This is a genomic window from Mycobacterium paraffinicum (assembly GCF_025822865.1).
Taxonomy (GTDB): domain Bacteria; phylum Actinomycetota; class Actinomycetes; order Mycobacteriales; family Mycobacteriaceae; genus Mycobacterium; species Mycobacterium paraffinicum.
Genome location: NZ_JACKUR010000027.1, coordinates 348,817 through 366,040 on the forward strand (window position 1 = coordinate 348,817; position 17,224 = coordinate 366,040).

The following is a 17,224-nucleotide window of genomic DNA, read 5'->3' on the forward strand; positions in this document are numbered from 1 at the left end:
GTCACTCGTATCAATAACGATCAAATAAATGCCACACGTGTCACTTGAGTCCCATCAGTATCAACGTAACTTCGGCGGCGGACCCGTTTTCCACAACCAGGGAGAGTCATGCCAACCATCTGGACTTACATGCGTGCAGCGGCCGTCGTCGTCGGTTCGTCCGCAGCCCTACTCACGGGCGGTATCGCCCACGCCGACCCCGTGCCGGCTCCGCCGATTCCGAACATTCCGCAGCAGCTGATCAGTTCGGCGGCCAACGCGCCCCAAATCCTGCAGAACCTCGCTACCGCCCTGGGCGCGACCCCGCCGGCGGCGCCGGCCGCTCCGGGCATCACCTTCCCGGGAGTTCCGTCGGCCGCCGCAACGTCGCCGGCGAATCCCGCGTCGAGCATCCCCTCGATTCCCGGGTTGACGCAGGCGGCGACGCCGTCCGCGCCGTCCGCCCCGGCGGCCACGCAGGGCCTGCAGGGGTTGATCCCGGGTCTGGGGCAGACGGCACCGGCGGCGCCCGCCGCACCGGCCACGTCGTCCATCCCCGGACTGCCGGCCATCCCGGGGCTGTCGACGCCGACCGCCCCCGCCACCCCGCCGACCCCGCAGATTCCGCAGGCGAAGGTCGACATGCCGGCGTTCCTGCCCAATCTGCCGGTCAACATGCCCGCGCAGATGACCCTCCCGCAGGACCTGCCGGCACTGGCCGGGGCTCCGGCGGCTCCGGCGGCAGCGCCCGCGCCGGCCGCACCGGCAACCGGGGCCAACCCGGTAGCGCCGCTGCTCGCCGCCCTGCCCTGATTAGTCAGCCCGACAGCAAAGCCACCCCCTACTGACCGGAGGACACACCGTGGCAACCACTTGGAATCTGTCCAAAGGATTGGCCGCTGTCGTGACGGCGTCGGCTGCCGCGTTCGGGTTGTGCCCGAGCGCGGCAGCCGAACCGGCGACACCGCAACCCAACTCGACTCAAGAACTCCCGGGCCTGCCGGCGCTATCGCAGCTGAGCCCGATCATTCAGCAGGCGGCCACCAACCCCGGGCAGGCGACACAGCTGCTCATGGCCGCGGCGCAGGCCTTCAGCCACAACCAGGGCGCGCCGACCGAGTCCAAGAACGTCGCCCAGTCGGTGAATCAATTCCTGGCCCAGCCGTTCCCGGGCGCGCCCGCGCCCGAACCCGGCACGGCCCTCCCGGACGGCGCGCCGGTGCCGCACGTCCCGGCGGCGGGCGTCGAACCGGGCGCCCAGTCACACCTGCCCGCCGGAATCGACCCTGTACATGCCGCCGGTCCGGGACCGGCCGCAGCCCCGTCGGCCGCCGGCGTCGAACCGGGCGCTCAGTCACACCTGCCGGCCGGAATCGACCCGGCGCATGCCGCCGGCCCGGCACCGGTCGCCGCGCCGCCGGCTTCCGCGCCGGCGCCGGGCACCGTCGCACCGGTCGCGGCACCCGTGCCGGCGCCTCCCGCGCCGGCCGAAGCTGCACCCGCCGCCGCTCCCGCACCGGCCGCCGCGCCGGCCGCGGCTCCGGGCTTCGGCCCGGACGCTCCGCCCACGCAGGACTTCATGTATCCGTCGATCGGCACCAATTGCCTGGCGGACGGCACCAGCGCGATCGCCACCGCGCTGTCGGTGGCGGGCCCGGCGAAGATCCCGACTCCCGGACCGGGCCCCGGGCAGACCGCCTACGTGTTCACCGCCGTCGGCACCCCCGGGCCGGCCGAGGTGCAGAAGCTGCCGCTGAACGTCACGTGGGTGAACCTGACCACGGGCAAGTCGGGAACGGTCGCGCTCAAGCCGCGCACCGACATCAACGGCGACGGGCCGACGACGCTCACCGCGATCGCCGACACCGGGTCGGGCAGCATCATGTCGACCATTTTCGGGCAGGTCACCACCAAGGAGAAACAGTGCCAGTTCATGCCCACGATCGGCTCCACGGTGGTGCCGTAGGGCCAGCCGCTGATCCCTGCCCTGAGCGCGCGTGTCCCCACCGGGGGCACGCGCGCTCGGCGTTTAGTGACAGCTAGTACGCCATGAACAGGATCGCGTCGCGATCGTATTCGAGCCCCGGATGATCGCTGGCGAGATGAGCCTGGGTCAGCTCGACCAGCTCGTCCTCATCCTTGCCGACGATGGCTTCCCCGCACGGACACGTTATGTGTGTCTTCACGTTGCCGCCCTTCCCTTCTGGTGACCTACTACTTGGCCGCCTTGGCTGCGGCCTTCATCTGCTTCTTGTAGGAACGCACTTTGCCCATCGATTGGGCGTCGACGATATCGGCGACGGAGATGTGCGTGCCGGCCTTGCCGAACTGCCCGGCGGCCGCGCGCCAGCCCTTGACCGTGACGCCGTACTGCTTGCCCAACAAGGCCAGGAAGATCTGCGCCTTGACCTCGCCGAAGCCGGGCAGCCCCTTGATTCGCCGCAGCAGCTCCTCGCCGTCGGGGTCCCCGGCGGTCCACAGGCCGGCGGCATCGCCGTCATAACGGTCAACGATGATCTGGGCCAGGGTCTGGATGCGTTTGGCCATCGACCCCGGAAAGCGATGTATCGCAGGCTTTTCCGAACACAGCGCCGCGAACTTGTCGGGGTCGTACTCGGCGATCTCATGAGCACCGAAGCTGCCCATCCGGTCCGCGATCTTCTTCGGCCCCGAAAAGGCCGTCTCGAACGGCACCTGCTGATCGAGAACCATCCCGATGAGCAGGGCCAACGGATTGTCGTCCAGCAGCGCGTCGGCCTCAGGATCTTGAGCGAGCCAAAGTTTCACCGTCAACGACCAACCTTTCCGCTGAACACCCTAAAACCGATGACCTATGTGTTGAGAGACTACCCATCAGAAAGGCGCTTACGGCCGGCGAATAACCAGGGAGTTGGGTGACGTGGTGGTGGATGAGGCCCGCTTGGCACTGATGCTGGACCGCGACGAACTGCATCAACTCGTCACCGCCTACTGCCGGGCCGTCGACCGCGCCGACTACGACGCGCTTCGCGGCCTCTACCACCCCGAGGCGACCGATTCGCACGGCTCGTTCTCCGCGGGCGGCGTCGAACAGTTCATCGCCCAGCTACAGGCCGCGGAACCGTATGTGCGTGTCTCCCAACACAACATCACCACGACGAACTTCGTGATCGACGGCAACACGGCCCGCGGTGAGATCTATTGCCTGGTGTTTCACACCTTCGCCGGGCCCGACCACGACTTAGACGTCATCATCGGCGGCCGGTACCTGGACACCTACATCAAAGACGACGGCCGCTGGAAGTTCCGTGCACGCACCATCGTGGCGGAATGGGCCTACCAAAACGACCCGTCCCGAGTGAACTTCGGACACCCCAGCACCCGGGGCAGCCTGCGCGGCGAGCCCGGCCAGGCCGACCCTTCGGTCAGACATTTCACACCGTCCGCAGGCTGACCCGCCAAAGTGCTTGGCGCGCACCGGGCGACGGCCGGCGGTCAGCCGCTCTTGCGACGAAATTCGCGGCGGTTCTCCACCGGGCCGTGCGCGCGAGTCTGCTTACCGCCGCCACTCTTGTGGTCGGACCCGCCCGACGACTTGGCCATCTTGCGGTCGAGGGCTTCACGGAACTTGCGCTTGTTGTCGTCGTCCGATTCCGGCGCCTCGGAGGACTTCGATTCAGCCATAACGGCAGCCTAGCCGGGATTGCCGCAATCGGGCGGCTACCGCACTCCGGGCGGCATGCCGTACACGTGCGAGATCGGCAGGGTCAGCAGCACCCGCCGATCAGTGACCATGGCCTCGCGGAACTCGTCCCAATCCGGGTGTTCGCCGGCGATGTTGCGGTACAAGGCAATCAACGCCGCGACGGTGTCGTCGCCGGGGGCGGCCGCGGGCGGCGTCAGAATCGCCGTGCCCTCGGCCACCGCGTACGACCACCCGTCGTCCGCGTCGACCAGGATGGACGCCCGCGGATCGCGGCGCAGGTTGCGCGTCTTGGCCCGCGGCTCGGTGATCGACACCCGCACGGCCAAGTCGCGCGGGTCGAAGTGGTAACTCACGTTCGACAACTGCGGGCGCCCGTCACGTTTGATGGTGGCCAGGACTCCGAGAGAGTTTCCACTGATCACGGCCAGCAGCTTGTCGTCGAAGACTTGGCGTCCCATGGGAGAAAGCCTACGTCGCGCGTCCAGCAACCGATCCCGGATCGCGTCAGCACCGGCCGCCCTGGTGAAATCGGATGATGACCAAGTACGCGGCGTTCCTGCGTGGCGTCAACGTCGGCGGCGTCAACCTCAAGATGGCCGAGGTGGCGCGCGCTTTGACCGACGCCGGATTCACCAATGTGCGAACCATCCTGGCCAGCGGCAACGTCCTGCTGGAATCGTCCGCCGGTGCGGCGGCGGTGCGCAAGAAGGCCGAAGCCGCGCTGCGCGAGAGATTCGGCTACGACGCCTGGGTGCTGGTCTACGACCTCAAGACGGTGCGCGCCATCGTCGACGCCTACCCGTTCGAGCCCGAGGTCGACGGCTACCAGTCCTACGTCACGTTCGTCGCCGACAAAGCGGCGCTCGACGAACTCGCCGCACTGGGCGAGGCCACCGGACCGGACGAGCGGATCGGCCCCGGCGCGGGCGTCATCTATTGGCAGGTACCCAAGGGCAGCACCCTGGACAGCACGATCGGCAAGACGATGGGCAAGCCGCGCTACAAGTCGTCGACTACGACGCGCAACCTGCGCACGCTGGCGAAGGTGCTGCGTTAGGACAGCGCGCTCAGTCGTCCGGCACGTTGGTCAGGTAGCGCATCGCGTCGGACTTCGTCAGCCCCAGCGCCCGGGCCACCTCGACGTACTCCTTGGCGGCGGCCGCCATCGCGGCGTCGGTCGGGTCGAAGCGGGAGATGAAAGTACCGAAGCGCCCGCGGGTTTCGACGATCGCCGCGGACTCGAGTTCGCGATAGGCGCGGGCCACGGTGTTGGCCGCGACGCCCAGCTGGCCGGCCAGGTCGCGCACCGTCGGGAGCCGGGTTCCGGGCGGCAGCGCGCCGGCCCGAACGCCGTCGATGACTTGGGTCCTGAGCTGGTCGAACAGCGGCCTGCCCGCCTTCATGTCGACCTTCAGCAAATCCCGCAGCTCCACCTCTTCAGTATGTCCCAAGCACAGCTATCTTTGTGGGATGCGAGTAGCGGTGCTGAGCGGCGCGGGGATTTCCGCCGAGAGCGGGGTGCCGACCTTCCGCGACGACAAGAACGGTTTGTGGGCCCGCTTCGATCCCTACGAGCTGTCCAGCACACAGGGTTGGCGCGACAATCCCGAGCGGGTGTGGGGCTGGTACTTGTGGCGTCACTATCTGGTGGCCGACGTCGCGCCCAACGCCGGGCACCGCGCGATCGCCGCGTGGCAAGACGGCGCCGAGGTCAGCGTCATCACCCAGAACGTCGACGACCTGCACGAGCGGGCCGGCAGCATGCCGGTTCATCACCTGCACGGCAGCCTGTTCGAATTCCGTTGTGACCGTTGCGGTATGCCTTACACGGGCGAGCTGCCCGCGATGCCCGAACCGATGCTGGAAGTGGAGCCGCCGGTCTGTCACTGCGGCGGCCTGATCCGGCCCGACATCGTGTGGTTCGGTGAGCCGTTGCCCGACGCGCCGTGGCAGTCCGCCGTCGAGGCGACCGAGGCCGCCGACGTGATGGTGGTCGTCGGAACCTCGGCGATCGTCTATCCGGCGGCCGGGCTGGCCGAGCTGGCGCTCTCCCGCGGCACGGCCGTCATCGAGGTCAACCCCGAGGTCACGCCGCTGTCCAGGCACGCGACGATCAGCATTCGCGAGACGGCCGGCCAGGCGTTGCCGGGGTTGCTGCAGCGGCTGCCCGCGCTGTTGAAGTAGCAGCGCGGGAATTACGGCCTGCGCGCGCGGCCCAGCAGGATTTCCGACACCGGCGTCGGCGCCCATGCGGGCAATGTGAACTCGCGCCGGGAGACGTCGACTTCGAATCCGGCGTCGATGATCGAGCGCTCGGTGTCGCGGTGGGTGTGGCAGTTGCCGAACAACCGGGGCCACAGCGTCGCGTCGGCGATCCGCTGGAAACGGCCCCGCGCTCCCGCGCTCGCCACGTGCTCGAGGTAGCGCAGCTCTCCGCCCGGGCGCAGCAGCGAATACAGGCGTTGCAACACGCCGCCGGGATCCTGCACGGAGCACAACACCAGCGAGCAGACCACGGCGTCGAACGGCTCGCCGCCGCTGAATCCTTCGGCCGTCTCGCCCGTCACGACGACGCGGGCGGGCACCACGTCCGCCGCCGCCCGCGCCTGGGCGGCCAGCCGCGGCTCGGGCTCGACCGCGACCACCTCGTGGACCGACTCCGGGTAGTGCGGAAAGTTCGTCCCGATACCCGCACCGACCTCCAGCACCCGCCCCGACAACCCCGAAAGGTTCTCCCGGCGAAGGGCCCGGATCACCTCGGTTTCATGGGTGGCGACGACGGGCCAGATGCGCGCGAAGAACGGGTTGTCCACCGCCGTTGTCATACACGTCAACCTTCCGACTCGGATGAGCCTCACAATAGGGTCTTGCCGACGAACCGATCGGCGCGTCAGCCGATGTTGGGCACGGATTCCACCAGCGGGCCAGCCTCCAGCGGCACCGGCTCGACGTGTTCGTGGGCGCCTCCCTCGCTGATGCCGAACCGATCATGCAGCCACGCCAGCGGCCTGGGCGCCCACCAATTCCACCGGCCCATCACATGCATGAACGCGGGCACCACGACCATCCGCACCAGGGTGGCGTCGGCGAACACGGCGAGCGTCAGGCCCAGGCCGAACATCCGCATGAACGAAACGTGCGCGGCGATCAGCGCCGCGAACGACATCGACATCACCAGGGCGGCCGCGGTGATCACCCGGCCGGTACGGGCGACGCCGAGGGCGACGCTCTCGTCGTTGGCGGCGTGCGCCTCCTTCGGGGTCGGCCGTCCGGGCCGGGCGGCCCCGGACGCGAGCCAGTACTCGCGGATCCGCGAGAGCAGGAACACCTCGTAGTCCATGGACAGCCCAAAGGCGATGCAGAACAGCAGGACCGGCATGTTGGCGACCAGCGTCCCGCTCGGCGTGGTTCCGAGCGCGCCGAGATGCCCGTCCTGGAAGATCCACACCAGCGCGCCGAAGGCCGCGGTCAGCGAGAGGATGTTGCAGGCCAGCGCCTTCGCCGGCAGCACCACGCTGCCGGTGAGCAAGAACAGCAGGACGAACGTCACGGCGGCCATCAACCCCAGCACCAGCGGAAGCCGGTCGGTGACCGCGTCCACGCTGTCGCGGTTGACCTGGGCGACACCGCCCATCGCAACGGCTCGGCCGGCCGGCCCGGGCACCTCATGCAACCGCTTGAGCTGCGCGTCGTTGGCCGGCGAGAACAGCGGCGCCGCGCTGCTGACGGTCAGGAAGGCGCTGCCGTCGGCCAGACCGGTGGCCCCGGCGGGTGGTCCCGTGCGGTTCCCGCCGACGAACGTCCCGCCCGGAGCCGACACGTCCGACACGTCGGGAACCCGCGACAAGTCGGCGGCGTACCGGTCAAGGTCTGCCGGATTCAGGGCACGCGCGTCGGGAACGACGACCGGCACGGACGTGGCGGAGTCGTCCGCGAAATCGTTGCGCAGTCGGTCACCGACCTGGTGCGACGACGTCGAACGCGGCAGCACCCGGTCGTCCGGGAAGCCCCATTTCACGCCGAGGAACGGCAGCCCGAGCAGGAGCAGCAACGCGACGACGGTCAGGCCGATCGGCGCCCACCGGCGCATCACCAGCTTGCTCGACCGGTACCAGAACAGCTGCTCGACGGGCTTGTGCGCCGGCTCGGGGCGCCGGAACACCCGGCGCAACAGCCGGCGCACGTCCAGCGCGTCCAGCCGGGGACCCAGCAGGACGATGGCGGCCGGCGTTAGCACGATCGAGGCGGTCGCGACGAAGGCCACGGTGGCCACGCCGGCGTAGGCGAACGACTTGAGGAAGTACATCGGGAACGCCACCGTCGCCGACATGGACAACGCCACGGTGACCGCGGAGAACAGCACCGTGCGCCCCGACGTCGCCATGGTCCGGATCAACGCCTCTTCCCGGTCGCTGCCCTCGGCCAGCTCGTCGCGATAGCGGCTGACGATCAGCAGTGTGTAGTCGATGGCCAGCGCCAGGCCCAACGCGGTGCTGAGGTTGAGCGCGAAGATCGACACTTCGGTGCTGAACGTGATCAGCCGCAACACCGTCATCGAACCGACGACGGCCAGCGCGCCAAGCGCCATCGGTAACGCCGCCGCCAGCAGCCCGCCGAACACCCAGATGAGGATCAGGAAGCTCAGCGGGAGTGCGATCATCTCCATCACCAGCAGATCGGCCTGGTTCTGCGTGTTGATCTGGGCGTACTGCATCGCCGCGCCGCCGGCGCTGACGGTCACGCCGTCACGGTCGTGGATGAACTGGTCCGCGATGGTCTGGGCGTTGGTCTGCGCGTAGTTCTCGCCGCCCTTGAGGTTGACCACGAGCAGGCCCGACTTACCGTCGCGGCTGATCAGGTCGGCGGCCGCCTCAGGCGCGACCGTCCACGGCGACGACACGTTGTAGACCAACGGTGACTTCTGCAGCTGGTTGACCAGGTCGGTCCCCACGGTGCGGGCCTGTTCGCTGTTGGTGCCCCCGGGCGCTGTCACCAGGATCAGCATCTGCTGACCGCTCTGCCCGAACTTGTCGGTCAGCACCTGGATCGCGTGGGCGGACTCCGAGTGCGGATCCTGGAAGCCCCCGGGCGACAGGCTCTTGGCGACGGGGATGCCGAAGATCGCGGCGGCGATGAAGACCAGGACACCTATTGCAATGATGCGGCGCGGCGCCGCGATGGCCAATCGGGCGATCCCCTGCAGCATGTCGAGCCCTTCCGCCGCCGGTGCTGATCGCGCTGGCAGCTGGCGTACCAGCGACAACGTAACAAACGCTAGTTTCCACGCGTCAAACAGATTCCTTTATAAGCACGGACGACGGCGGCAGCCGCGCGGTTCAACGCGGCGTTTTAAACCGCCGCGACAGTAAGAGTCCGGCCAGAAAAATGTGTGCCAACTAAGCAGGTCACGGGCCTAAACGCCGCGGTCGGCCGCTTACAACCTACCGAGCGGTAAATTGCCACGGTTTTCCGAATCGTGACTCAAAGATTCCTTAATGGTGGCCCATACGCTCAGTGTCATGTGGATCGACGACACAAGTGCCGACGTCATCAAGGTTGACTTCGAAGCCCTCTACCACGGCGACGTCCTGGTGGAAGGCGAGACCTCGGAGCAGTTCGACGAACTGCAAGCGGCGAGCTGAGGTCCGACCATGAGCATGCTCGCACGCCTGTTAATGGCCGAACCCGCCGTCAGTCGATGGTTCCGTCGATAAGTTCTTGCTCCGTTACGAAAGCCCCCCGCTCGTCGCGGGGGGCTTTCGTGTTTGAAGGCGTCAGCGTGGCGCCATGCGGATGGCGCCGTCCAGGCGGATGACCTCGCCGTTGAGCATCGGGTTTTCGATGATATGCACCGCGAGCGCGCCGTACTCGTCGGGATCACCCAGCCGGGCCGGGTGGGGAACCTGCTTGCCCAGGGACTTCTGCGCCTCCTCGGGCAGCGAACCCAGCAGCGGGGTCTTGAACAACCCCGGCGCGATGGTCACCACGCGGATGAGCTCGCGCGACAGGTCGCGCGCGATCGGCAGCGTCATGCCGACCACGCCGCCCTTGGACGCCGAGTAGGCGGCCTGGCCGATCTGGCCATCGAACGCGGCGACCGAGGCGGTGTTGACGATCACGCCGCGCTCCTCCCCGACCGGTTCGGTTTTGGCGATGCGCTCGGCGGCCAGCCGCAGCACGTTGAACGTCCCGATCAGGTTGACCCCGACCACCTTCTTGAACGCGTCCAGCGGAAACGGGCCGTCCTTGGACAGCGTCTTGATCGCGTTGCCGATGCCGGCGCAGTTGACGTTGATGCGCACCGGGCCCAGCGACTCGGCGGTGTCCAGCGCCTTGCTGACGGCGGCCTCGTCGGTGACGTCGGCCTGCACGTACCGGGCGCGCTCGCCGAGCTCTTGGACCGCCTCTTCGCCCCGCAGGTCGATCACCACCACCTGCGCCCCGGCGTCCAGCAGCCGCTTGGTGGTGGCCAAGCCCAGGCCCGAGGCGCCCCCGGTGACGACGGCTACGGCGTCCTTGATTTCCATTCGAGTCCTTCCTTGCGTCCAGCCAACCAGTTGGTTGGCGACTATACCCAGTCGTTGAGCACGGCTTCGACGTCGGGCAGCGGGGCGGCCGGCGGGCGGGGCACGTCGGGCGTGGTGCGGGAGAACCGCGGGGCGGGCAACGGCTGCAAACCACCCTCAACTTCGTAGAACGTGTTCCGCTCGGTGATGTGCGGCTCGGTGTGCACCTCTCCGAACGCCAGCACCGGTGTCACGCACGCGTCGGAATCGGCGAACACCTTCGCCCAGTGGTCACGGTCGTGGGCGGCGAAGGCCGCCGTCAGCGCCGCGCGCAGCTCGGGCCAGCGGCTCACATCGTTCTGCGCCGGCAGGCTGGCGGCGTCCAGGCCCAGCCCGGCGAGCATGGCCGCGTAGAACTGCGGCTCGATGGCGCCCACGGCGACGTAGCGCCCGTCGGCGCACTCATAGGTGTCGTAATAGGGCGCGCCGCCGTCGAGCATGTTGGTGCCGCGCACGTCCGACCACATGCCCAGCCCCCGCATCGCCCACATCATCTGGATCAGCACGCTGGAGCCGTCGACCATCGCGGCGTCGATCACCTGACCCTTGCCGGAGTTCTGTCGCTCCCACAATGCGGACAGGATGCCGACCAACAAGAACATGGAGCCGCCGCCGAAGTCGCCGACCAGGTTGAGCGGCGGCACCGGCCGCTCGTTCGCCCGGCCGATGGCGTGCAGGATCCCGTTGAGGGAGATGTAGTTGATGTCGTGGCCCGCTTGCTGACTGCGCGGGCCGGACTGTCCCCAGCCGGTCATCCGGGCGTAGATCAGCCGCTCGTTCACCTCGGCGCACTGCTCGGGTCCGAGGCCGAGCCGTTCGGTGACGCCGGGGCGGAAGCCCTCGATCAACACGTCGGCTTTGGCGACGAGCTTGAGCACGATGGCACGTCCCTCGTCGGACTTGAGGTCGACGGTCACCACGCGCCGGTTGCGCAGCATGGCGTCCTTGGCGACACCGCCGGGACCGGTCGATGGCCGATCGATGCGCACCACGTCGGCGCCCAGATCTCCCAAGATCATCGCCGCGTGCGGACCCGGCCCGATGCCGGCCAACTCGACGACCCGAAGTCCCTTCAGCGGTCCAGCCACGACCCACCGACCTTTCGTCTGCTCTGACGCCCGTTGTTGTTGGCATCTTCGCAGCCGCCCGCGGCGGGCGCGCAGCCCGGTCACTTAGGGTGAGCCCATGCCGCAATCCGCGATCGACACCCTGACCCCCGTCGCAGGCCTTTCCGTCACGCTGTCCGGCGGCGTGCTGTCGGTGACCATCGACCGCCCGGACAGCCTCAATTCGCTGACCGTGCCGGTGATTATCGGCATCGCCGATGCGATGGAACGCGCGGCGATCGACCCGGAGGTGAAGGTGGTGCGCCTCGGCGGCGCGGGCCGCGGCTTCTGCTCCGGAGCTGGGATCAGCGCCGACGACGTGTCCGACACCGGGCTCTCGCCCGACGAGATCGTCCTGGAGATCAACCGGCTGATCCGGGCGATCGCCGCGGTGCCGCACCCGGTGGTCGCCGTGGTCCAGGGACCGGCGGCCGGCGTCGGGGTTTCGCTGGCGCTGGCGTGCGACATCGTATTGGCATCGGAGAGCGCCTTTTTCATGCTCGCCTTCACCAAGATCGGCCTGATGCCCGACGGCGGCGCGTCCGCGCTGATCGCCGCGGCCGTCGGCCGCATCCGGGCGATGCAGATGGCGCTGCTGCCCGAACGGCTGGCTGCCGCCGAGGCGGTGTCCTGGGGACTGGCCAGCGCGGTCTACCCCGCCGACCGATTCGACGCCGAGGTGGACAAGGTGATCGCCCGGCTGTTGGCGGGACCGGTCGCGGCGTTCGGCAAGACCAAGCTCGCCATCAACGCGGCCACGCTCCCCCAGTTGGATCCGGCTTTGCAGCGTGAGTACGAGGGGCAGGCCGTGCTGCTGCGATCGCACGACTTCGTCGAGGGCGCAACCGCTTTCCAGCAGCGCCGCACCCCTGACTTCACCGACCGCTGAGCCTGGTGCTTACCGGTGGCCCAAGCCGGTAATCCTCCCCCGCGTCGGGTCCGAATAATTCGAAGACGACGAACGGAGAACCCATGGCTGAACAGGTGAGCTGCCTGGTGACCGGGGCGACCGGCTACATCGGCGCCCGGTTGGTGCCGCGACTGCTCGACGAGGGCCACCGGGTGCGCGCCCTGGCGCGCAACCCTGCCAAGTTGGCGGACGTGCCGTGGCGGCAGCAGGCTGAGGTCGCGCGCGGCGACCTGGGCGACGTCGATTCGCTGGTCGCGGCGTTCGACGGGATCGACGTCGTCTACTACCTCGTTCATTCGATGGGCACGGCGAAGGATTTCGCCGACGAGGAGACGCGGGCGGTCCGCAATGTCGTGACCGCGGCCCGGCAAACCGGCGTGCGGCGCATCGTGTATCTGAGCGGGCTGCATCCCGAGGGTCGCCAGCTCTCGCCACACCTCGAGTCGCGGGCGGCCGTGGGCGACGCGCTCATCGCCTCGGGCATCGAAACCATCGTGCTGCAGGCGGGCGTCGTCGTCGGCTCGGGTTCGGCGTCGTTCGAAATGATCCGGCACCTCACCGACCGGCTGCCGGTGATGACGACCCCGAAGTGGGTGCACAACAAGATTCAGCCAATCGCGGTGCGCGACGTGCTGTATTACCTGGTCGCCGCGGCTACGGCGGCGGTGCCCTCGTCGCGTACCTGGGACATCGGCGGGCCCGACGTGTTGGAGTACGGCGACATGATGCGGGTCTACGCCGAGGCCGCGGGCCTGGGCAAGCGGTATTTGATCGTGCTGCCGTTCTTGACGCCCACGATCGCCAGCCTCTGGGTCGGAACCGTGACACCGATCCCGCCCGGTCTGGCGCGCCCGCTGATCGAGTCGCTGGAATGCGACGCGGTGATGCGCAACCACGAGGTCGACAGCGTCATCGAGCCCCCGCTGCCCGGGCTGACCACCTACCGCCGGGCCGTCGAATTGGCACTCGACCGCGCGGCGCACGGCGTCCCGGAACCCTCGTGGTCGTCGTTGCGGACCGAACCGGCCGAGGCGCTGCCCACCGACCCGGATTGGGCGGGCGAGATCGTCTACACCGACGCGCGCACCGAGGAAACCGCCGCTGAACCCGCCAACGTCTGGGCGGCGGCGGAGGACGCCGTGAACACGCGGGCGGCAGGCTGGAAGGTCGAGGAACGCGCGGCGGGAACGCTGTTGCGGCTGCGCTCAACCAAGCGAGCGCCGGGACGGGAATGGCTCGAGATCACGGTCACGCCGCACGAGGGCCACGGCAGTCGCTACACCCAGCGGTCCATCTTCCTGCCGAGGGGCATCCCGGGCCGGGTGTACTGGTTCTTCGTGCGGCCGGCGCACGCGGCAGCCATGCGCGCGCTGGCCCGCGAAGTGGTCGGTTCGATCCGATAACGGCGTCAGACGCCGAACATCGGGGGCAGCACGAGCACCATGATCAGCCCCCACACCAAGTGGGTGAGCATCGGCGCCAGGACACCGCCGGTCGCCCGGCGCTCGAACGCGCACACCGTGCCCAAGATGACCGCGGCGAAACCGAGCATGGGGTTGCCGCTGGCCAGCGTCGCGCAGGTGTAGAGGACGGTCGAAATCACGATGGGGTGGTAGCGGCCCAGGGCGGTGTAGAGCGCGCCGCGGAAGAACACCTCCTCGGCGACGCCGTTGACGAGCGTGATCGCCACGATCACCGGATACCACCCGTGGTGGGCGTATTCCAGTACCCGGGTTATCAGCTCCGCCACCGGCGTGATCTCGCGAGCGATCAGTCCGCCGATGACGAACACGCCGCCCAGCAGGAGGCCGATGGTCGTCCCGGTGATGACCGGCCTTTGATTGCGGCCGCGCCAGCAGATGCCGCCCAGGTGCAGCGGGCCGGAGATGAACCCGCCGGCGAGCCACACCCCCGCCAGCGCCAGGGTCAGCCAGTAGAAGCTCGAATCCCCCGGATGGCGCCGCAGCGAAAACCCGAGTACCCCGGCGCCGACCACGACCGTGATGGCGACGATGACGCGCCGGCGTCGCACGACGGCCGGCGATTCGTGATGGGGCACAGCGACGTTGGTGAGGGCACGCCACCACTCGGACAGCGTGCCGGTGTTGGACGGGGCGGTTGACTGACTCATGCGGGATGCACCTTCGGGGTCAGGGCGATCAGGAGATCAAGGCCGGTGCGAAGCGCTCCGGCGAGCGGTCCGGGGACCATGCTCACCAGCCCCAGAGCCGGCCGCACGATGGGTGGGGTGACCCGCCGGGCGACGTGGCGGATGCGCCGCACGTCACCACCGGCCCACGCGGGATCGGTGTCGGCGAGGTGATGGGGATCGGCCAGGGCGTTGACCGGGGACGGACGATTCGACCGATCGGCCAGGGCCAGGGCAATGGCGTCGTCGACGCCGAGCAGGCCACCGGGCGGGTCCGGCACCCGACGGCGTACGTCGCCCTTCGACGCGACCATCGGGTGGTCCAGCGATTCGACCAGATCACCGGCCAACCCGGGCGGCACCGGCAGGGCGACGCCGGTGATCAGCGACGCCAGGCCCGTGTCGACCCTGCCGACCGGCAACCCGGCGTGCCACCTGCCGGAGATGCGCGTATACGTCTTGAGCAACTCGCGGTAGGACGTGGTGTCCGGGCCGCAGATGTCATACGCCCCGGCCGGCACCAGCTCGGAGTCGGCGGCGGCGACGAGGTAATGCAGGACATCGCGGATCGAGATCGGGTCGATCGGGTTGTCCATCCAGCTCGGCATGGGAATGAGCGGAAAACGGTCACCCACGTAGCGCATCATCTCGAACGAGGTCGAGCCGGCACCGATGATCATCGCCGCGCCCAGCCATACCAGCTCCGGGCCGCCCGGGACCGTCAGGGCCTCGGCCACTTCGGCCCGGCTCGTCAGGTGCTCGGACAACACCTCGCCGGCGGGCACGAATCCGCCCAGGTAGACGATCCGGCGCACACCGGCGTCCCGAGCCGCCGCGGCCAGGTTGGCGGCCGCGGCCTTGTCGGCGTCCCGGAAGCCGGGCTGCCCGATGGCGTGCACCAGGTAATACACCACGTCAACAGGCCCGCCGCCGGCGAAGGCGGCTCGGGTCGACGCGGGATCCGCGGCGTCGAGGGTCACCGGTGTGACTTCACCGTGCCATCCGAACCGCCTGAGGCGCTCGGGTTCTCGGGTGGCGGCCAGGACCTGATGCCCATCCGCCAGCAGCGCCGTGACCAGCCGCGATCCTACGTAGCCCGTGGCACCGGTGACCAGGATCCGCATACCGTCGACACTAGCGGGCGCAGACCGCCCGGGGGTGGCGGGCATCACGCCACGGTGGCTTTCGGCCCGCAATCTTGCACTGGCGTTACGCTCGCGGGGTTGAACCCGCGCGGCGGCGGCACCGTAGACCCGGTAGTCGTCAATAGATAGTGGAGACATGTATTACCTGCTGGTCCTTGCGGTCGGCATCGAGCGCGTCGTCGAGCTGGTGCTGTCCAAGCGGAACGCACAGTGGTCGTTTGCCCAGGGCGCCAAGGAATTTGGCCGCCCGCACTATCCGGTGATGGTGCTCGTCCACACCGGGCTGTTGGTCGGCTGCGTTCTCGAGCCGTGGGGGCTGCACCGGCCGTTCATCGCCTGGCTCGGTTGGCCGATGCTGGCGGTGGTGGCGCTCAGCCAGGGCCTGCGCTGGTGGTGCATCGCCACGCTGGGGCGGCGGTGGAACACCCGGGTGATCGTGCTGCCGCAGGCCCCGCTGGTGCGCCAGGGTCCCTACCGGTGGCTGCACCATCCGAACTATGTTGCAGTGGTGGCTGAGGGGTTGGCGCTGCCGTTGGTGCACACGGCGTGGCTGACGGCGGCCATTTTCACTTTGACGAACGCGGCGCTGCTGAGGGTGCGGCTGCAGGTCGAGAACTCCGCGCTGGGCTACACGTGACCGACTACGACACCGACCTGTTGATTGTCGGCGCGGGCCCGGGCGGCCTGGCTACTGCGTTACACGCACGCCGCCAAGGACTTTCGGTGATCGTCGCCGACCCGCGCGAGGGTCCCATCGACAAGGCGTGCGGCGAGGGGCTGATGCCCGGCGGGCTGGCCGAGCTGACGTCTCTCGGGGTCGACCCGGTGGGCATGCCCTTCCATGGCATCGCGTACGTCAGCGAACACCGCCGGGCGCAGGCGCGGTTTCGCCACGGGCCGGGCCGGGGGGTGCGGCGCACGACGTTGCACGCGGCACTGGCCGCGCGCGCCAAAGAGCAAGACGCCGAATGGATTCAGGCGCGGGTGACCACCGTGCAGCAGGACGCCCACGGAGTGACGGCCGCCGGTGTGCGCGCGAAATGGTTGGTGGCGGCCGACGGACTGCATTCTCAGGTCAGGCGGTCCGTCGGAATCACGGCGACGGCGGGAACGCCGCGGCGCTATGGCGTCCGTTGGCATTACGGGGTGCCGGCGTGGTCGGAATTCGTCGAAGTGCACTGGTCGCGATGGGGCGAGGCATACGTGACCCCGGTGGAACCGGACCTCGTTGGCGTGGCGATCCTGTCGCGGGGCCGGCCCGACCTCGCCTGGTTCCCCCGGCTGGCCGGGCAGTTGCAGGGCGCCGGCCGCGGCGAGGCGCGCGGGTGCGGGCCGTTGCGGCAGGTGGTCTCCCGCCGCGTCGCGGGACGGGTGCTCCTGGTCGGTGACGCGGCGGGGTATGAGGACGCGCTGACCGGCGAGGGCATCAGCCTTGCGGTCAAGCAAGCGGCCGCGGCGGTCGCCGCCATCGTCGACGAAAACCCTTTGTCGTATGAGCTTGCGTGGCAACGGATTACCCGAAGCTACCGGTTACTTACCCGCGGCCTGGTGTTGGCCAGCGCCCCACCGCTCGCGCGCCGTGCCATCGTGCCGGTGTGCACGCTGCTGCCCGGCGTGTTCCAGCGCGGGGTGAATGTCCTCGCGACCTGAGCTAGTGCTGATCGTGGCGACCCGCTTCGCCCGG

21 protein-coding genes are annotated in these 17,224 nt (G+C 68.9%); 10 read left to right on the forward strand and 11 right to left on the reverse strand.

The genetic code is table 11. From position 1 onward, the window contains the following. The first annotated feature begins 108 nt into the window (after window positions 1-108). Together H7J89_RS19290 and H7J89_RS19295 are read left to right on the forward strand one after the other, a co-directional pair. Window positions 109-792, forward strand: a complete 684-nt coding sequence (locus H7J89_RS19290) for a hypothetical protein (RefSeq protein ID WP_264045614.1) — start codon at window positions 109-111, stop codon at window positions 790-792. A 49-nt stretch (window positions 793-841) separates the two neighbouring features. Further along, on the forward strand, window positions 842-1,945 hold the full coding sequence (locus H7J89_RS19295; RefSeq protein ID WP_372513803.1) for an Rv1157c family protein: 1,104 nt from the start codon (window positions 842-844) through the stop codon (window positions 1,943-1,945). A 73-nt stretch (window positions 1,946-2,018) separates the two neighbouring features. On the opposite strand, the gene H7J89_RS19300 is transcribed toward H7J89_RS19295, so the two are convergent. Both H7J89_RS19300 and H7J89_RS19305 read right to left on the reverse strand, forming a co-directional pair. Next, window positions 2,019-2,165 carry a DUF1059 domain-containing protein gene (locus tag H7J89_RS19300; RefSeq protein ID WP_066951537.1) on the reverse strand — a complete coding sequence of 49 codons (147 nt, stop codon included), beginning with the start codon at window positions 2,163-2,165 and terminating at the stop codon, window positions 2,019-2,021. A gap of 28 nt (window positions 2,166-2,193) precedes the next feature. Beyond that, window positions 2,194-2,766: an HhH-GPD-type base excision DNA repair protein gene (locus H7J89_RS19305; RefSeq protein WP_264046104.1), complete on the reverse strand. Its 573-nt coding sequence runs from the start codon at window positions 2,764-2,766 to the stop codon at window positions 2,194-2,196. Window positions 2,767-2,878: 112 nt separating this feature from the next. On the opposite strand from H7J89_RS19305, the gene H7J89_RS19310 reads away from it, so the two are divergent. Beyond that, on the forward strand, window positions 2,879-3,412 hold the full coding sequence (locus H7J89_RS19310) for a nuclear transport factor 2 family protein (protein ID WP_264045616.1): 534 nt from the start codon (window positions 2,879-2,881) through the stop codon (window positions 3,410-3,412). Between the two features lie 41 nt (window positions 3,413-3,453). On the opposite strand, the gene H7J89_RS19315 is transcribed toward H7J89_RS19310, so the two are convergent. Together H7J89_RS19315 and H7J89_RS19320 are read right to left on the reverse strand one after the other, a co-directional pair. Continuing rightward, window positions 3,454-3,642 (reverse strand): DUF5302 domain-containing protein, encoded by a 189-nt coding sequence (locus H7J89_RS19315; RefSeq protein WP_264045618.1) that lies wholly within the window; start codon window positions 3,640-3,642, stop codon window positions 3,454-3,456. 36 nt (window positions 3,643-3,678) lie between these two features. After that, window positions 3,679-4,122, reverse strand: coding sequence for a PPOX class F420-dependent oxidoreductase (locus H7J89_RS19320; RefSeq protein ID WP_264045619.1), 444 nt, complete (start codon window positions 4,120-4,122; stop codon window positions 3,679-3,681). 77 nt (window positions 4,123-4,199) lie between these two features. Between H7J89_RS19320 and H7J89_RS19325 the strand changes: the two genes are divergently transcribed. Beyond that, window positions 4,200-4,721 carry a DUF1697 domain-containing protein gene (locus tag H7J89_RS19325; RefSeq protein ID WP_264045621.1) on the forward strand — a complete coding sequence of 174 codons (522 nt, stop codon included), beginning with the start codon at window positions 4,200-4,202 and terminating at the stop codon, window positions 4,719-4,721. Between the two features lie 10 nt (window positions 4,722-4,731). Here H7J89_RS19325 and H7J89_RS19330 read toward each other — a convergent pair whose 3' ends face one another. Then, window positions 4,732-5,097, reverse strand: coding sequence for an Rv1152 family transcriptional regulator (locus H7J89_RS19330; protein WP_066951550.1), 366 nt, complete (start codon window positions 5,095-5,097; stop codon window positions 4,732-4,734). A gap of 37 nt (window positions 5,098-5,134) precedes the next feature. Here H7J89_RS19330 and H7J89_RS19335 point away from each other — a divergent pair, with 37 nt between their 5' ends. Further along, complete coding sequence (locus H7J89_RS19335; RefSeq protein WP_264045625.1) at window positions 5,135-5,848, forward strand: NAD-dependent deacylase; 714 nt, start codon at window positions 5,135-5,137, stop codon at window positions 5,846-5,848. 11 nt (window positions 5,849-5,859) lie between these two features. On the opposite strand, the gene H7J89_RS19340 is transcribed toward H7J89_RS19335, so the two are convergent. Continuing rightward, entirely contained in the window at window positions 5,860-6,489 is a 630-nt protein-coding gene (locus H7J89_RS19340) for a class I SAM-dependent methyltransferase (RefSeq protein ID WP_264045627.1), read from the reverse strand. Window positions 6,490-6,554: 65 nt separating this feature from the next. Continuing rightward, the gene (locus tag H7J89_RS19345) at window positions 6,555-8,870 is read right to left on the reverse strand and encodes an MMPL family transporter (RefSeq protein WP_264045629.1); all 2,316 of its coding nucleotides are present in this window, start codon (window positions 8,868-8,870) and stop codon (window positions 6,555-6,557) included. A gap of 313 nt (window positions 8,871-9,183) precedes the next feature. On the opposite strand from H7J89_RS19345, the gene H7J89_RS19350 reads away from it, so the two are divergent. After that, entirely contained in the window at window positions 9,184-9,306 is a 123-nt protein-coding gene (locus H7J89_RS19350; protein WP_003878506.1) for a hypothetical protein, read from the forward strand. A gap of 132 nt (window positions 9,307-9,438) precedes the next feature. Here H7J89_RS19350 and H7J89_RS19355 read toward each other — a convergent pair whose 3' ends face one another. Both H7J89_RS19355 and H7J89_RS19360 read right to left on the reverse strand, forming a co-directional pair. After that, complete coding sequence (locus tag H7J89_RS19355) at window positions 9,439-10,191, reverse strand: 3-hydroxyacyl-CoA dehydrogenase (RefSeq protein WP_264045631.1); 753 nt, start codon at window positions 10,189-10,191, stop codon at window positions 9,439-9,441. Between the two features lie 41 nt (window positions 10,192-10,232). After that, on the reverse strand, window positions 10,233-11,318 hold the full coding sequence (locus tag H7J89_RS19360) for a CaiB/BaiF CoA transferase family protein (RefSeq protein ID WP_264045633.1): 1,086 nt from the start codon (window positions 11,316-11,318) through the stop codon (window positions 10,233-10,235). A 97-nt stretch (window positions 11,319-11,415) separates the two neighbouring features. On the opposite strand from H7J89_RS19360, the gene H7J89_RS19365 reads away from it, so the two are divergent. Together H7J89_RS19365 and H7J89_RS19370 are read left to right on the forward strand one after the other, a co-directional pair. Beyond that, on the forward strand, window positions 11,416-12,225 hold the full coding sequence (locus H7J89_RS19365; RefSeq protein WP_264045635.1) for an enoyl-CoA hydratase: 810 nt from the start codon (window positions 11,416-11,418) through the stop codon (window positions 12,223-12,225). Window positions 12,226-12,308: 83 nt separating this feature from the next. After that, a complete protein-coding gene (locus tag H7J89_RS19370; RefSeq protein ID WP_264045637.1) occupies window positions 12,309-13,649 on the forward strand; it encodes a DUF2867 domain-containing protein in 1,341 nt (446 codons plus the stop codon). A gap of 5 nt (window positions 13,650-13,654) precedes the next feature. Here the strand turns inward: H7J89_RS19370 and H7J89_RS19375 are convergent, their stop codons facing one another. Both H7J89_RS19375 and H7J89_RS19380 read right to left on the reverse strand, forming a co-directional pair. Further along, the gene (locus tag H7J89_RS19375; RefSeq protein ID WP_066947937.1) at window positions 13,655-14,377 is read right to left on the reverse strand and encodes a CPBP family intramembrane glutamic endopeptidase; all 723 of its coding nucleotides are present in this window, start codon (window positions 14,375-14,377) and stop codon (window positions 13,655-13,657) included. After that, window positions 14,374-15,519, reverse strand: a complete 1,146-nt coding sequence (locus H7J89_RS19380) for an NAD(P)H-binding protein (protein WP_264045640.1) — start codon at window positions 15,517-15,519, stop codon at window positions 14,374-14,376. Before H7J89_RS19380 ends, H7J89_RS19375 begins: the two co-directional genes overlap by 4 nt. A gap of 157 nt (window positions 15,520-15,676) precedes the next feature. On the opposite strand from H7J89_RS19380, the gene H7J89_RS19385 reads away from it, so the two are divergent. Together H7J89_RS19385 and H7J89_RS19390 are read left to right on the forward strand one after the other, a co-directional pair. Beyond that, entirely contained in the window at window positions 15,677-16,177 is a 501-nt protein-coding gene (locus H7J89_RS19385) for an isoprenylcysteine carboxyl methyltransferase family protein (RefSeq protein ID WP_264045642.1), read from the forward strand. Continuing rightward, window positions 16,174-17,190, forward strand: a complete 1,017-nt coding sequence (locus H7J89_RS19390) for an NAD(P)/FAD-dependent oxidoreductase (protein ID WP_264045644.1) — start codon at window positions 16,174-16,176, stop codon at window positions 17,188-17,190. Before H7J89_RS19385 ends, H7J89_RS19390 begins: the two co-directional genes overlap by 4 nt. Window positions 17,191-17,224 lie beyond the last annotated feature (34 nt).

What these genes read in the sequence shown, in the direction of transcription:
- H7J89_RS19385 (WP_264045642.1), top strand. Translation starts at nt 15,677, where the DNA reads ATGTATTACCTGCTGGTCCTTGCGGTCGGCATCGAGCGCGTCGTCGAG.
- H7J89_RS19340 (WP_264045627.1), bottom strand. Translation starts at nt 6,489, where the DNA reads ATGACAACGGCGGTGGACAACCCGTTCTTCGCGCGCATCTGGCCCGTC.
- H7J89_RS19350 (WP_003878506.1), top strand. Translation starts at nt 9,184, where the DNA reads ATGTGGATCGACGACACAAGTGCCGACGTCATCAAGGTTGACTTCGAA.
- H7J89_RS19335 (WP_264045625.1), top strand. Translation starts at nt 5,135, where the DNA reads ATGCGAGTAGCGGTGCTGAGCGGCGCGGGGATTTCCGCCGAGAGCGGG.
- H7J89_RS19370 (WP_264045637.1), top strand. Translation starts at nt 12,309, where the DNA reads ATGGCTGAACAGGTGAGCTGCCTGGTGACCGGGGCGACCGGCTACATC.
- H7J89_RS19290 (WP_264045614.1), top strand. Translation starts at nt 109, where the DNA reads ATGCCAACCATCTGGACTTACATGCGTGCAGCGGCCGTCGTCGTCGGT.
- H7J89_RS19325 (WP_264045621.1), top strand. Translation starts at nt 4,200, where the DNA reads ATGACCAAGTACGCGGCGTTCCTGCGTGGCGTCAACGTCGGCGGCGTC.
- H7J89_RS19355 (WP_264045631.1), bottom strand. Translation starts at nt 10,191, where the DNA reads ATGGAAATCAAGGACGCCGTAGCCGTCGTCACCGGGGGCGCCTCGGGC.
- H7J89_RS19380 (WP_264045640.1), bottom strand. Translation starts at nt 15,519, where the DNA reads ATGCGGATCCTGGTCACCGGTGCCACGGGCTACGTAGGATCGCGGCTG.
- H7J89_RS19375 (WP_066947937.1), bottom strand. Translation starts at nt 14,377, where the DNA reads ATGAGTCAGTCAACCGCCCCGTCCAACACCGGCACGCTGTCCGAGTGG.
- H7J89_RS19365 (WP_264045635.1), top strand. Translation starts at nt 11,416, where the DNA reads ATGCCGCAATCCGCGATCGACACCCTGACCCCCGTCGCAGGCCTTTCC.
- H7J89_RS19345 (WP_264045629.1), bottom strand. Translation starts at nt 8,870, where the DNA reads ATGCTGCAGGGGATCGCCCGATTGGCCATCGCGGCGCCGCGCCGCATC.
- H7J89_RS19320 (WP_264045619.1), bottom strand. Translation starts at nt 4,122, where the DNA reads ATGGGACGCCAAGTCTTCGACGACAAGCTGCTGGCCGTGATCAGTGGA.
- H7J89_RS19315 (WP_264045618.1), bottom strand. Translation starts at nt 3,642, where the DNA reads ATGGCTGAATCGAAGTCCTCCGAGGCGCCGGAATCGGACGACGACAAC.